The sequence below is a fragment of the Bacteroides sp. K03 genome, assembly GCF_019734355.1.
Taxonomy (GTDB): Bacteria; Bacteroidota; Bacteroidia; order Bacteroidales; family Bacteroidaceae; genus Bacteroides; species Bacteroides nordii.
Genome location: NZ_JAASHC010000014.1, coordinates 1 through 15,195 on the forward strand (window position 1 = coordinate 1; position 15,195 = coordinate 15,195).

Consider the following 15,195-nt stretch of genomic DNA (forward strand, 5'->3'; position numbering starts at 1 on the left):
CGAGGAAATACTTTACTTGCCATATGAATTTTTATAATGTTAAAACGGTGTAAAGTAAATCTGTATTAAGTCACTCTTATGTTTCTTTATTAATTTTCTCTCGATTCCTACTTGTATATCAACTTGTTTTCTACCCCGTCGCCAAATAGATTATCACCCAATGTTGTAATTTTATCTCCTGTAGCTACCACATGCCGTAGATTATCACATCCCATAAATGCACCGAATTCAATAGCGGTTACACTGGCGGGTAACTCTACCGTACCACACAATCTGCCGCAATTACTAAATACTCGTTGGCCGATCACCTTTAGTCCGTGGGGCAATTTTATACGAAGCAAATATTTTTTTTGAGAGAATGTAAAATCCGGAATAGAAGTTGCATTTGTTTTTGCAATATCTACAGCAACGAGGTTGGGCATGTAGTCTCTGATTAGTTTGAAGTCGTTGTTGTCCAATTTACCTTCAATTGTGAGGAAGTTGATATCTTTGGGCTGTAAGCCTGCCTTTTGTATTTCACTCTCCAGACTACTCATTGCACCCACTTGCAAAGTAGCTTCCTGTGGTTCTCCTTCGATGAAGGCAAATGATTTCCAGTTATCCTTTATTTTGTATCCGTCGCTGCTACCTAATGGGACGAAAATGGCAGTAATACTGTCTGCCAACCCTTCCGGAAGGAGATTGGGCGGCGTTTTCTTTCTGATCTGGCAAATAGCAAGATTACTGCAACCCTTAAAAGCAGCATCTTCGATGTTCTTGATCTTTTCTGAAAGAACCACTTTTTTCAATGACATCTTTCCTTGAGGTTGTCCGTTTATTACCTGGCAGAATGCATATGCAGGAATAAAGTTGGGCATATATACATAGAATTTGTCGGGATGTGTTCCGGCTTTTCCTGTATACATTTTGATCTCTGCATTTGAGATATCGAGTACTTCTAAGTTTTTAAATTCATCCCGCAGGTGTCTGAAGTCTTCTGCATTGATTTTTCCTGTCAGTGTAAGATGAGTAACACTGTTTGCTTCGTCTTCGGTCATCATTGAGATCAATGTTCCTGCTTTGGATACAAAATACTGTTTTTTAATAGGTTGCGCCATAATTCCCGGGGTTGTTGCAGCCAGGAGCAGACCTATAAATAAATGTTTTATTTTCATGAGTGAGCTTTTATTTAGACAAATATACAGAAAAAAGAGAGAACAAGCCTCTCTTTTTGTTTTTTATAGTTATTTTTGCTTCCGGCTTAGCGTTTATTAGCAAATATAACTCACCTAAATATGTGTAAGATTTTCTTGATAGCTTATCGTTATATTCCTTTTTAGCCCTATTGAGTATATTGTATATTTTAAGTATGGTAACCAAGAATAGTCTTTTTGACTTAAAAAATATTTTTATATTGAACGTTGACGAAATTTTAAGTATTTCCTTGCTTTTATAAATAAATGTAATATATTTGTAAAATTATAAAAACAACCACCTAATCTACAATTCTCTAATATTATGAAACAAAAATTAATATTTATGCTTGGGGGAATACTTTTATCCTTCACTTCTTTTTCCCAAGAAAATAATTCATTGAAAGTGTATTTTCCTGAAATTAAGATGAGTCCGCCTGAATCATCAAAATTGAGTCAACACCTTTTTTACCCAGTAAATAAGGCTTTGGGACTCGTTAATATTAGTATTCCTTTGTTTGAGATCCCTACTCCGGCTGATCCTATTTCTTTTTCAATTTCCTATCATGCTTCAGGTATTAAAGTAGAAGATCCGATAGGAATATTGGGTTACGGATGGAATCTTTTCCCTGCAACAAGAATTATTAGGGAAAATAACGGAAAACCTGATGAATATTGTAAATTGAGAATGCCGTCAACATTTAGTATAGAAAGTATTTATGATTCTATCAGTTACTATGCCACTCCCACAGAATTTGATTTTCCTTCTTGGGGATATGATGCAGAACATGATGTGTTTTCAGTCAGTGTTAATAATGAAAGTGTTAGCTTTGTTACCGAGAAAATGCCTAATAATCAATTTAAGGTGTTAAAAATAAAAGATTCATATCTTAAAATAGATGTGGTGGCTGATGGACTTGGAAGTTTCTCTGGGTTTGAGATTCGTGACAATCAAGGAGTAATCTATAATTACGGAGATAGGAAAGGAATGTATGGTTATGTGTTGGCTACAGATAGTGAAGTAGCCAGTAATACAAGCGCTTATCTGTTGAGTAGTATTGATTATCCAAATGGACAAAGCATAAGTTTTACTTATGAACTTACTACTTTATGGAAAGATCCAAGGGGATATGCTTATGGCATACTGATTGAGGACTGTTGCCATGATCCTTCTCCAGATCCCATTTTGCCAGAATTTACTCCATTTAACTTGTCTTCTATAGAGCCATTGGGTGCTATAACTGATTATGTAATTTCAACCATCACCTTTCCTCTCGGACAGGTGGCCTTTGAATATGATTCACATAGGTTATCTTCTATACAAATGTTAGATAATAATTCTAATGTTGTTAAAACGGTAAGTTTTGAGCCAAATCAACATACATTAAGAAGTGTTGATATTTCTGATAAAGGAAAATATCTCTTTGATTATAATCCTATTACTTTTGCCAATGCGTATGCGCAAGACGAATTTGGATATTATAATGGTAATATGGGGGCTACATATCTTTCTGTGTTGCCTGATACACTAATGAGGGGATTAACTAATTATTCGGGAGGGGACAGATTGACAAATGAAAGATTCATTCAAGCAAATATGTTAAATAAGATAACCTACCCAACCGGCGGAATAGCTTCGTTTGAGTATGAATTGAATAAAGGTAATACTCAAATTTCAACTGTAGTTAAAGCGGGGCTGAGAATAAAAAAAGTCAATCAGTACGATCCTGTTTCTAAAAAGACAATTACTAAAACATATAAATATGGTAAGAATGAGTCTGGTTACGGCATTGCGACCGACAACTTTAATATTCTGGGGCATTATTCGAAAAAAAAGGTAAATTTTTATTCAATATCTAATATTCCTAAAGAAGTTACTCGAAGAATAATCTCTCCATACAATTATTTTATTTCCTTATTGGGAAGTCAGCCCAAAATATGGTATGATGAAGTGACTGAGTATACAGATGAAGGAAAAATTGTAGAAGAATATATTTATACGCCAGATGAAGGAAATGGCTTTAAATCTGAAGTTTGGCATTATATCTATGAAGGTCCATTGCTTACCAAACAAAAGATATATAAGAAAAGTGAACTCGCTCAAGAAACAGAATGGGAATACGACTGTATAAATAGTCACAGAATAGTAGGATATCATATTGCTGCTAATACTTTATATTTTTCTAGTCTTTTTGATGGTTGTATGGAGGGGCAGTCTAATCAGTTCCCTTTTTATAAAAAAAATATTACTTACACTATAGGGCACGGAGATTATGGCTGTGATTTTAATGCCGTACCTTATAGTCTTCAAGCGGGAAGATATCAACCGATTATGAAACGTGTAAAGCTATTTGAGAATCAGTCAATACCTCTGGAAACTACCGAATATTATTACTACCATCAGGAAGAATCCTATAATTTGGATGAAAAAATTGTAACTGATAGTAGGAAACAAGATATGATTGAAAAAACTTATTATGCCAACAATGGATATGACGAATATCCGTTTCCTGTTATAAACCTCTTAAAAGAAAATAATTACTTGACTACACCTATTGCTAAAGAGTTTTATAGAGTATCGACAAATACCATACCTTTAAGAGGTGAAAAAATTATTTATGATCAAATTGGTCCGAGGTTAATCAAACCTACTTCTTTCTATATTAGGAATAAAGGTATGGGTGGATTTGAGAAACAGGTCGATTATTCTTATTATCCAAATGGAAATCTTGCCACTATAAAAGAGAAGAATGGTCTACAGAGTGTATTCCTATGGGGGTATAATAGTTCATATATTGTAGCGGAAATAAAAAATGCTACTATTGTGGAAGTATCCGCTATTGTTGGCAATGTTGGACAAATGTCTGAATCAGCTTCTGATATTTCTTTATTGGATGTCATCCGGAGTCGTCTGCCTCATGCTATGGTGACCACATATGTACATGTTCCGTTGGTGGGGATAACCTCTATCACGGACTCTCGAGGAAATAAAATAGTATATTCATACAATGCTAAGAACCAATTAATAGAAACTTATCGATTAGTTAATGGCGTTAAACAATACATACAGACTAATGAATACAAGTATGCAACCGAAAACCCATAACGGGGTAAAAATAAGGAAGTGCTTTTTATTATTATTGTTGGCTACTGTATTTCCGATTCACTCTGTTGATGCCCAGTTTCTTTTGGACAGTTGCCTGAACATGCCTCGAAAAGGAGATTGTCTGATGAAACAACGGGTGACTTACAAACAACCTGGTGATAAAGGAGTACAAAAGATATGGGATATTCGTGACCTGAATCCTATTGATGAAAACTACGAGTTGAAATATTCTTCTCTGGGTGAAAACAGGGATCATTTGGTCGGTATCGAACATAGTACCATGTATTATTATCAGATGCATGGTGATTCTCTTTTATTGTCTGGTTACGAAAATCCCACCACTTTGATGAAGTTTCATGAATCAGAGGTTCTGCTCATTTTTCCTTTCGCTTATGGCTGTGTGTTTACTGATTATTTCGATGGTATAGGTAGCTATTGTAATCGGCTAAATATTCATGTGCAAGGGAAGTCGACTGTTAGTGCAGATGCAACAGGCATGTTGCTACTTTCAACAGGTGACACATTGCGACATGTCATGCGGGTGCATACCCAAAAAGATATTGTAGAACAGATGCGCTTTATTATCAAAAATGATTCTTTGCTTGCTGATAGTACTTCCTTTATTCTAAACCGCGATAGTATTAATTGGCATTTGGCTCATGATTCTATTTGTATCCGGACGGATACGTGGCGCTGGTATGCTGAGGGATATCGATATCCGGTCTTTGAAAGTATTAAGAGTTCCATTTGTGCGTTGGGTAAATGGCAGGATTACCTGACTGTATCCTTTTATTATCCACCACAGGAGCAGTATTACGGTTTGGAAGATGATCTGGAAAATAGGATACAACGTGAGAAAGTTGTTGAATCAGGGAATAATTTCCGAAGCCCGTCCCCTCGGTCGGATGGAAAGGGGAATGCTTATGAGGATGACTTAATTCGATACAGTTATGAACTTGATTCCGAAGGTAATTTACAATTCCATTATGTGTTGATGCAAGATGCGGATGTAACCATTGGTCTGTATGATTTGCAAGGACGGCAACTTACTGTTTCTCGAACGTTCTCCCGGCCGATAAGTAGTTATAGTGTATTACTCCCCTTATCAGAAAATCCTTCAGGGAAGTACCTTTTGCGTATCTCTGTTGGTGATAAAGTTTATGGGGAGAAAATCATAAAGTAGATCTCGGTGGAATATTGATTTTTATTATTAAGCTCTTTAAATTTAAAAACTATAAAAGACACATTCTATGAAATGTATTCATTTTCTGTTGCTGGTTTTATTTATAATACTGTATATTCCGGAGGTTGTTTGTCAGCCTGGAGGACAGAACTATATTCGTACACGTTTCATGTTGACTGAAGACGGGAGTCAATACATGGAAAATATTCAATATTATGATGGGCTGGGACGTCCGTATATCAATGTCCGGAAAGGAATTACTCCCAACCATTACAGCCTGGCAACTCTTCAGGAATATGATGTCGCCGGACGTGAATCGAAAGTATGGTTGCCGTCTGTCATATCTTCCGATTATATTACTCTTGAATCGTTCAAAGGCAGTGTATCCAACTTCTACAATGGGGATACAAGACCCTTTAGTGAGCCGGTTTATGAATCTTCCCCTCTGAATCGGCCTATTAAACAATATGGCCCGGGAGTTAGCTGGGAGAACAATCCGGTTGCAACAAATTACTTGACAAATACTACTACTGGAGAGCTTTCCTGTAAAATGTATACTGTCACCTCTTCCGGAAAACTTGCAGAGAACGGAATTTATGATGCCGGAGAATTGTATGTCACTAAAACTACTGATGAAGACTGGAATAAATCCTATTCTTTCACAGACAAGTTGGGACAATTGGTCTTGAGTCGTCAAATGGCAGGAATTGACGATATGTATGATACCTATTATGTCTATGATGATTTTGGCAATTGTTGTTTTGTTCTTCCTCCGGCCTATCAGGATGAACCCAACCTCAGTTATTATGCCTATCAATATAAATATGATAGACGAAACCGTTGTGTAGAGAAAGTACTTCCCGGCTGTGATCCTATCAAGTATATCTATGATTTGGCCGATAATCTGATACTTAGTCAGGACGGAGAACAGCGTGAATCGAGAAAATGGACATTCTACCTTTATGACAAATTTCGCCGTCAGACAGTGAGAGGTATATGCACATGTGATGATCCCGTTACTGTAGAGATAATGTACGTCACTTGTGTCTTAAGTCTAAATGATTCCGGTATGGTAATTCCTGATGGATTGGGTATGAGCGGCTATAATAGTAATTTTATATTTTCTTCTCCTGAAATTCAAGAAATTAATTATTATGATAATTATTCTTTTTTATCTTTAGACGGTTATAACAATAAAGGCTTATTCCATCTTCCTACGACCAGTGGCACAGGGCTGCTGACCGGACGTGTCTCCAATCTATTAAATACAAGTACTTACTTATATTCTGCCACATATTATGATGTGAAAGGACGTCCCATAGAAGTGATTACAGGCAATCATTTGGGAGGATATGATATTGAGAATAAAGTTTATACATTTACCGATAAGCTTAAAACGGTGTTTCATCTTCAGGTAGTTCCTGATAAAACAGTATTGGAACAGACTTATGTTTATTCTTATGATCATGCAGATAGACTATTGAAAATAACGCATATGTTGGGATCAAATTCTCCTGTAGAGATTTTGGAAAACAGTTATGATGAGTTGGGGCGCTTGGAAAGCGAGAGACATCATGGAAATGAAATTCTTAAAAGCAGTTATACTTATAATATTCGGGGATGGTTAACTGGTATATCAGGAGCGAAGTTTACTCAAAATATATATTATGATGAATATAAAGAAGGAGGTTCCAATTGTTTTAATGGTAATATAAGTCGGATGGACTGGAAATCGGGTGATGACTCGTTTATCAGAGAATATGATTTTTTTTATGATAATCTGAATCGATTGTATCTTGCGAGGTATTCTGAACCTTATACCTACGCCGCTTTTTATACTTACAATAAAATGGGTAGTATTATTGCTTTAGAGCGGCATGGGGTGCATAGTACTGCCGATAATATATTCTATTTTAAAACCATTGACAATTTGACATTAAATTATGATGGTAATCAGTTGCGAAAAGTGACGGATGGTTCTTCGTATGTTCCTTTATATAATGGTGCTCTTAATTATGTAGATGGTGCTAATGTTGAAAAAGAGTTCTTTTATGATAAAAATGGTAATTTGGTACGGGATATTGATAAGGGTATTAGCGTGATTCAATATAATTCTTTAAATTTACCATCGCAAATAGTATTTAACTCTAATAGGAGTATTGATTATCTTTATGATTCAGACGGTATAAAGCGTCGCGTGAGGCATGTGACTCCTTTTTCTCAGGTGATTACACCTTTGGCTGTTTTATCTAAAGGGTTGCGATTTGATAAAAGTGTTTCACTTTCTTCATTGCAACCGGATACACTGACTACTGATTACTGTGGCAATGTGATCTATGAAAATGGAGAGTTGAGTAAAATTCTGACTCCGGAAGGATATATTACATTATCCGGCATGGTTCCAATTTATCATTATAATTTACGAGATTATCAAGGTAATAATCGTGTAATAGTAAAGCAGGATGGTAGTGTGGAAGAAGTTAATCATTATTATCCTTATGGCGGTTTATTCGGGGAGAGTGCTGGTACAAACTTGCAAGCTTATAAATTTGCCGGTAAAGAGTTAGATCGGATGCATGGTCTGGATTGGGCTGATTTCGGTGGGCGCTATATGCGTTTCGATGTTCCGGGATGGACAGGTATTGATCCATTGTGTGAGAAGTATTATTCAATTAGTCCATATGTATATTGTATGAGTAATCCGGTGAGATTTGTAGATCCGGATGGAAGAAATCCAATATTAGCATTATATAGGGCATATAAAGGGTACAAAGCTTATAAAGCGGCAAGGACAGCAACTGTGGCGATGCGAACTGCGGATGCCGCTGCAGTAGCCACAGCTACCACGGCCACTGCTACTTATAGTTATAATTATTTTCTAAATCCAGAACAGGCCGCCGCAGCGCAACAGTCATTGCTTGAAGGAATCGAAAGTATTGCAAAGCAAAATGCTGCAGTTTCTCCGGAATACGAAAATCAGCGAAATCGAGAAAGAAATGAAAGAAATCAGCGAAATCAAGAGCAAGCGAATATTGCCAAAAGTATTGATACTAATATATCTGGTACTATGCCCAATGGTGATCCTGCTCCTAAAAGAAATCCGAATGATGGTGGAAATAAAACAAAGATAGCAATAGGGTTAGCTACAGTTGGAGCTGGTGCTGCAGTCGTTGAATCAGTTGTTGAAGGTACACAACCTCAAAAGGTCGTTCCGCAAGAGCCTCCAGTACAACTGGAATTAGAGCTGAAAGAAGCAGAACAGAAAATAGGGTGGCTACAAAAAATTCTTAATTTATTCTAATGAAGTACGTAAATAATATAGCAGTATATGTGACATTGATATTTTCAGTTAAGAAAATGTTTTTCGATAATTACATAGATTTGGGAGTGATAGACGAATACTATGGTGTTGTTTTTTTTATATTACTATTGATAATGATAAGTTATAAGCTTTTAAATAAAAAAAGACATGAAAAGTAAAAAAATGATATATAAATTCTATTATTATTCAAATATAATAGTGGACCGTTTTTTTTGGGGATATTTTTTTTTAATGGGTATATATCGTTTTGTTATCAGTAAAGACATTCCTTTTTTATTATCTTATTTATTTTTTTTGTTACTTGGAATGTATTGGGGATACAAATTAGCAAGAAAAGCCTATGATTATTTAAAAATGAATCAAGAAGATAAATGATGCTGAAGAATACAATAGAAGGGTTATTAGTATGAAGCGAATAATCTTGGTTTAAAAGAAAAACAACATACATCTTTCAAATATTTAAAGAGGTAGGATATTAAATAAGTGTATCTGTCTATATTTTTGATAAATAAAATTTTGGTATAATATATTCTGTTGAAAATCATGGAACAAGAAAATATCATTTATCGGAAACCTCGTAAAGAGGTTCATGTACTTATCAGTCTGTCTGTTTATATAGGATTATATTTCTTTCTTTCCATGGTGCTTTCTGTGGCTGCTTATCTAGGTTTGGGGCTTTCGGGGGTACATGGATCGTATACACTGTCCCAATACGCAGTTATTCAGACAGCCAGTTTGCTGGCCAGTGTCCTTCCTGCTTTGTTTGTTCTTAAGTATTGCGATTATCGTCCGTTTTCTGATTTAGGACTTAGTATCCGGGGGCGTTGGAAAGACTTCTTGTATGGATTGTTGGTGGCTGTACTCCTGTATGGTATTGGATTCGGACTTTCATTAGCATTGGGAGAGGTCAGGATTATGGGAGTTCATTTTAGCTTTACCAATCTGGCGGGGAGTTTCGGTGTCTGTATTCTTGTTGCCTTTACAGAAGAAATAATGATTCGTGGCTATGTTTTGGGACGGTTGCTGCGGACGAGGCTTAACAAATTCCTTTCGTTGCTGATTTCGTCTGTGTTATTTTCTCTGATGCATCTTTTCAATCCGAATGTAGCTTTTCTTCCCATGCTGAATCTTGTGTTGGCTGGCTGTCTGCTCGGAGCTGCTTTTCTCTATACCCGTAATCTCTGGTTCCCGATTTCGTTACATCTGTTCTGGAATTGGTTGCAAGGTCCTGTGTTGGGGTATAAAGTAAGCGGGATTGAGCTTTGTCCGCCACTGTTACAGCTGCAACTGCCAGAGAATACCATTTTGAACGGCGGTACTTTTGGCTTTGAGGGATCTATCATCTGTACGATACTGATGATTGTACTGACGGGAAGTATTATCTGGTACTTTGAAAGAAGAAAATGCAGATAAATAGGTTTTCTTACTTATAAAATTACGTATTTAACGCAGTGTTAAATAGGTAATTAACGCACAGTTAAAATGCATAGTTTATATGGATAAAGTACGTACTTTAATGGTGTAGATATACAAATGTTAAATACACATTATTAGGTTGCAAATAGATATTTCTTATCAGTCTTGCTATCTTATTCTGCTATCAGTCTCATTTTTATTTTCTATCTTTGTCACCCCCTTTGCATACTGGCAGTGTGCTTAAGGATTAGATTGTAAATGAATAGAATTTAAATAGTAAATATAAAGATGGCTGAACAACCCAAAAGAACTCCACGTAATACCAAATCCAAAACTCCACAACCTATAACTGATTACGGACGTATTCAGCCTCAGGCGCCGGAACTGGAAGAGGCTGTATTGGGTGCTTTGATGATCGAGAAAGATGCTTATTCTTTGGTGAGTGAAATACTTCGTCCGGAATCATTCTATGAACATCGTCATCAGTTGATCTATGCTGCTATAACCGATCTGGCAGTCAACCAGCAGCCGGTGGATATTCTCACGGTAAAAGAACAACTTGCCAAACGGGGTGATTTGAAAGAAGTAGGTGGTCCGTTTTATATCACACAGCTGAGTAGTAAAGTAGCCTCTTCTGCGCATATTGAATATCATGCCCGTATCATTGCACAAAAGTATCTGGCACGTGAGCTTATTACTTTTACCAGTGGCATTCAAAGTAAAGCGTTTGACGAAACGCTCGATGTGGATGATTTGATGCAGGAAGCCGAAGGAAAGCTCTTTGAAATTTCGCAGCGGAATATGAAAAAGGACTATACGCAGATCAATCCGGTGATTAGCGAAGCGTATCAGTTGATTCAGAAAGCTGCTGCCCGTGCCGATGGATTAAGTGGTTTGGAAAGTGGTTTCACTAAACTGGATAAGATGACTTCCGGTTGGCAGAATTCCGACCTCATTATTATTGCTGCCCGTCCGGCTATGGGTAAAACGGCTTTTGTGCTTTCCATGGCTAAGAACATAGCTGTCAATTTCCGTAATCCAGTTGCATTGTTTTCGCTTGAAATGAGCAATGTACAGTTGGTGAACCGTCTTATCTCCAATGTGTGCGAAATACCCAGTGAAAAGATCAAGAGCGGACAGCTTGCTGCATATGAGTGGCAACAGTTGGACTATAAACTGAAAGACCTGATCGACGCACCGCTTTATGTAGATGATACGCCTTCTCTATCCGTGTTTGAGCTTCGTACAAAGGCACGCCGTCTGGTACGTGAGCATGGTGTAAGAATCATTATTATTGACTACCTTCAGCTGATGAATGCCAGTGGTATGGCTTTTGGTAGCCGTCAGGAAGAGGTTAGTACTATCTCTCGTTCGCTCAAAGGGCTTGCCAAAGAGTTGAACATTCCTATTATTGCTCTGTCACAGTTGAATCGTGGTGTAGAAAATCGTGAGGGTATTGAAGGAAAACGTCCTCAGTTGAGTGACCTTCGTGAATCCGGAGCCATTGAGCAGGATGCCGATATGGTATGTTTTATTCACCGTCCGGAGTATTACAAAATATTTCAGGACGATCATGGAAATGATCTTCGTGGTATGGCCGAAATAATTATTGCAAAGCATCGTAATGGTGCTGTGGGTGATGTTCTGTTGCGATTTAAAGGTGAATATACTCGTTTCCAGAATCCGGATGATGATATGGTAATACCTGTGCCCGATGCAGGGGCGATGCCTGTACTTGGCTCACGTATGAATAGTAGCTCCGGTAATGTTCCGCCGCCTGTACCCGATTTTGCTCCACAAAGTGCCAATCCGTTTGGTGGAGGAGATGAAGGACCTTTGCCTTTCTGATTAGTAAGTTTTTGAGAATGTAATAAACGCATTGGAATCATTGAATTTCAATGCGTTTATTACATTTTTTTATTATTTTCGGTTTCTATTGATTTGTAGGGAAACACAAAAGATTTTTTATTATTTTGTAAAATAAAGCGGTGGTTGATAAAAATAATGTATCTTTGCAACGCCTAAAACAAAAAACTGTAAAAAGAATGAAACCAAGATTTTTTCATCGATACCTTTCCTCAAAGGTGTTGCCTATTTGGACTATTCTGTTGATTGATGTCTTTATTATTGTATCTTCGTGTATGTTGTCATATGCGCTCCGTTATGATTTTCGTAGTATTTTTTTAGACTCTTCTACTATTGATAAGACTATTCTCTGGACAGTAATTGTTAATCTGGTATTTTTCCGGGTATTTCGTACGTATTCCAATGTACTGCGTTTCTCTTCATTTGTTGATATTATGCGCATTTTCGTATCCCTCACCGTATCATATGGGACGTTGATGGTTACGAGTGTTCTTCTGGATACATATTTCAATGTAAAGATAGCTCCGGTAAGTGTGTTGTTTATGGCGTATGTCATAAATTTTGCTCTGATGGCTTGTTCGCGCATTGTGGTTAAAATGTTTTTTGAAATCATTAATTTTGACCGTAGCCAGACAGTTAATGTATTTATTTATGGTGCAAAAGAAGTAGGTGTAAATATAGCCAAGTCACTTCGTGTGAATTTACGTAATCATTATCGTTTGCGTGGTTTTATTGCCGACGAACCGGAATTGATTGATAAGATTATGATGGGAGTGAAGGTGTATCCCAATGATGATACGCTGATTGAGAGGTTGGAGGATCGCGATGTGAACACCATTATCATTTCTCCGGCTAAGATGGATCAGTTGAAGAAAACGGACATAGCAGATCGTTTGTTGGCTCATAATATAAAACTACTTACTGCACCTCCTTTGAGTGAGTGGGGTGGACAGCCTTTGAATCGTACTCAGTTGAAGGAAATCCAGATTGAAGACCTTTTGCAACGCGAACCGATTGAAGTGGATATTCATAAGATTGCTTCTCATCTTGAAGGAAAAAGGGTGATGATTACCGGTGCAGCCGGTTCTATCGGTAGTGAGATAATGCGTCAGGTAGCTTCTTTTAATCCTTATAAACTTATTCTGGTAGATCAGGCAGAGACACCATTGCATGATATTCGTCTTGAATTGCAGGATCGATGGAGAGATATTGATGCTGAGACAATCGTAGCAGATATTTCTAATCCGACCCGTATTGAAGCTATTTTCCGTGAATATAAGCCTCAATATATATTCCATGCAGCTGCCTACAAACATGTGCCAATGATGGAGGATAATGTGTCCGAGTCTATTCAGGTAAACGTAGCAGGTACACGTATTTTAGCTGATTTTGCTGTAAAATACGGTGCAGAGAAGTTTGTGATGATCTCTACTGATAAGGCTGTAAATCCAACGAATGTGATGGGATGTTCCAAACGTATTTGTGAGATTTATGTGCAGTCTTTAGCTAAGAAATTACAGGAAAAAGGAGAGGGAACCGTACAATTTATCACTACTCGTTTTGGAAATGTATTAGGCTCTAATGGCTCTGTTATTCCTCGTTTTCGTGATCAGATTCAGCGCGGAGGTCCTGTAACTGTGACTCACCCTGAAATTATTCGTTATTTTATGACTATTCCTGAAGCTTGTAGATTGGTACTTGAAGCCGGAAGTATGGGAAATGGCGGGGAGATTTATATCTTCGACATGGGCAAACCGGTTAAGATTGTTGATTTGGCTAAGCGTATGATTAGTCTTTCGGGGCGTACAGATGTAAAAATAGAGTTTACCGGATTACGGCATGGAGAAAAGTTATATGAGGAACTTTTGAACGTGAAGGAGTTGACAAAACCTACCTATCACGATAAGATTATGATTGCTACCGTCCGCGAGTATGATTATGATGAAGTAAAAGAGCGTATCCAGAATTTAATTGAAATGAGTTATACGTACGATCAGATGAAGATTGTAGCAGCAATGAAGGATATTGTTCCCGAATTTGTAAGTAAGAACTCTTGTTTTGAAGCGTTGGATAAGAAGAACTAATAGGCAAAAATAAAGGATAAAAAAATAGCTGTGTTACAAAAATAACGCAGCTATTTTTTTATTCTCTATTTGTTGGAGAAGTATTTCAAGAATTGAGTACGTTCCCACATATTGATGCCTTGCACATCTTTTGCATTTAATTTTCCCTTAAACTGTGCAATACTTTTAAACCCTTTCTGTTCCATCCATGTGGCCAGGAAACGGGTCATTTCTCCAATATACATGTTGGTATTTTGGTAGATTGTACTACATACTTCTACAGCTGATGCTCCTGCCAGAATCGCCTTTACTACAGCTGCAGGTTTGTGTACCCCTCCGGATGCTGCGTAATCGATCTTATCAACCATTGAAGAAGCAATTCCTACCCAACGAAGTGTTTTGGATAAGTCGGAAGCACTACTGAATACATTTCCGGAGATATGTTCCATCTTTTCAATATCAATATCCGGCTGGTAAAAACGGTTGAACAATACAACTGCTGCTGCGCCGTTAGCATAAAGTTGGTCAATGAGCGCCACAGGATTGGTCAGGTTATCACCCAGTTTCATGATTACGGGAATCTTAACGACTTTTTTAATATGACTCAGAATATCAATATGGCGTTGTTCAAACGAGCCATATTGATATTGAATGTCCGATTGCACTGCGAGGATATTAATTTCCAATGCATCCGCACCGGCTTCTTCCATCTGCTTTGCAAAATCAATCCATTCTGTATCTGTATAACAGTTGATACTTGCGATGATTGGAATATCACATACTTTCTTGCTTTCTTTGATCAGTTCCAGATATTCGGCCAGTTTATGTTCTCTGATATAATCAGCCAGATAATCATTACCCTCAGAATATGTGGGATCTTTAAGCTGATCAGCTTCAATAAGTATCTGCTCCTCAAAAAGCGATTTCAATACGATGGCTCCGGCTCCTGCTTCGGCCAACTTCTTGTTTTTTCCGGCACTATTGGTTAGTCCCGAACTGCTAATGATAATGGGATTCTTAAGTTGAAGCCCGGCAAAAGTAGTTTTTAAATCGGTCATAGTAGATAA

At 37.3% G+C, this 15,195-nt stretch carries 9 protein-coding genes; 7 read left to right on the forward strand and 2 right to left on the reverse strand.

Annotation, left to right across the window (positions count from 1 at the left end):
- Nucleotides 1-107 precede the first annotated feature (107 nt).
- A complete protein-coding gene (locus HCG69_RS11390; protein ID WP_221650150.1) occupies nucleotides 108-1,154 on the reverse strand; it encodes a leucine-rich repeat protein in 1,047 nt (348 codons plus the stop codon).
- A 343-nt stretch (nucleotides 1,155-1,497) separates the two neighbouring features.
- Between HCG69_RS11390 and HCG69_RS11395 the strand changes: the two genes are divergently transcribed.
- The 7 genes from HCG69_RS11395 (at nucleotide 1,498) to HCG69_RS11425 (ending at nucleotide 14,149) form a co-directional block, all read left to right on the forward strand.
- Complete coding sequence (locus tag HCG69_RS11395; protein ID WP_221650151.1) at nucleotides 1,498-4,278, forward strand: hypothetical protein; 2,781 nt, start codon at nucleotides 1,498-1,500, stop codon at nucleotides 4,276-4,278.
- Entirely contained in the window at nucleotides 4,247-5,461 is a 1,215-nt protein-coding gene (locus HCG69_RS11400; protein WP_221650152.1) for a T9SS type A sorting domain-containing protein, read from the forward strand. The genes HCG69_RS11395 and HCG69_RS11400 overlap by 32 nt, the downstream gene beginning before the upstream one ends.
- A 67-nt stretch (nucleotides 5,462-5,528) precedes the next feature.
- Nucleotides 5,529-8,762, forward strand: coding sequence for a DUF6443 domain-containing protein (locus HCG69_RS11405; RefSeq protein ID WP_221650153.1), 3,234 nt, complete (start codon nucleotides 5,529-5,531; stop codon nucleotides 8,760-8,762).
- A 168-nt stretch (nucleotides 8,763-8,930) separates the two neighbouring features.
- The gene (locus HCG69_RS11410; RefSeq protein ID WP_221650154.1) at nucleotides 8,931-9,158 is read left to right on the forward strand and encodes a hypothetical protein; all 228 of its coding nucleotides are present in this window, start codon (nucleotides 8,931-8,933) and stop codon (nucleotides 9,156-9,158) included.
- A 168-nt stretch (nucleotides 9,159-9,326) separates the two neighbouring features.
- Entirely contained in the window at nucleotides 9,327-10,196 is an 870-nt protein-coding gene (locus HCG69_RS11415; RefSeq protein WP_221650155.1) for a CPBP family intramembrane glutamic endopeptidase, read from the forward strand.
- A gap of 291 nt (nucleotides 10,197-10,487) precedes the next feature.
- On the forward strand, nucleotides 10,488-12,047 hold the full coding sequence (gene dnaB, locus HCG69_RS11420; protein WP_025867152.1) for a replicative DNA helicase: 1,560 nt from the start codon (nucleotides 10,488-10,490) through the stop codon (nucleotides 12,045-12,047).
- A gap of 197 nt (nucleotides 12,048-12,244) precedes the next feature.
- The gene (locus tag HCG69_RS11425) at nucleotides 12,245-14,149 is read left to right on the forward strand and encodes a nucleoside-diphosphate sugar epimerase/dehydratase (protein ID WP_025867153.1); all 1,905 of its coding nucleotides are present in this window, start codon (nucleotides 12,245-12,247) and stop codon (nucleotides 14,147-14,149) included.
- Nucleotides 14,150-14,214: 65 nt separating this feature from the next.
- Here the strand turns inward: HCG69_RS11425 and HCG69_RS11430 are convergent, their stop codons facing one another.
- Nucleotides 14,215-15,186, reverse strand: coding sequence for a dihydroorotate dehydrogenase-like protein (locus HCG69_RS11430; RefSeq protein ID WP_221650156.1), 972 nt, complete (start codon nucleotides 15,184-15,186; stop codon nucleotides 14,215-14,217).
- Nucleotides 15,187-15,195: the final 9 nt, after the last annotated feature.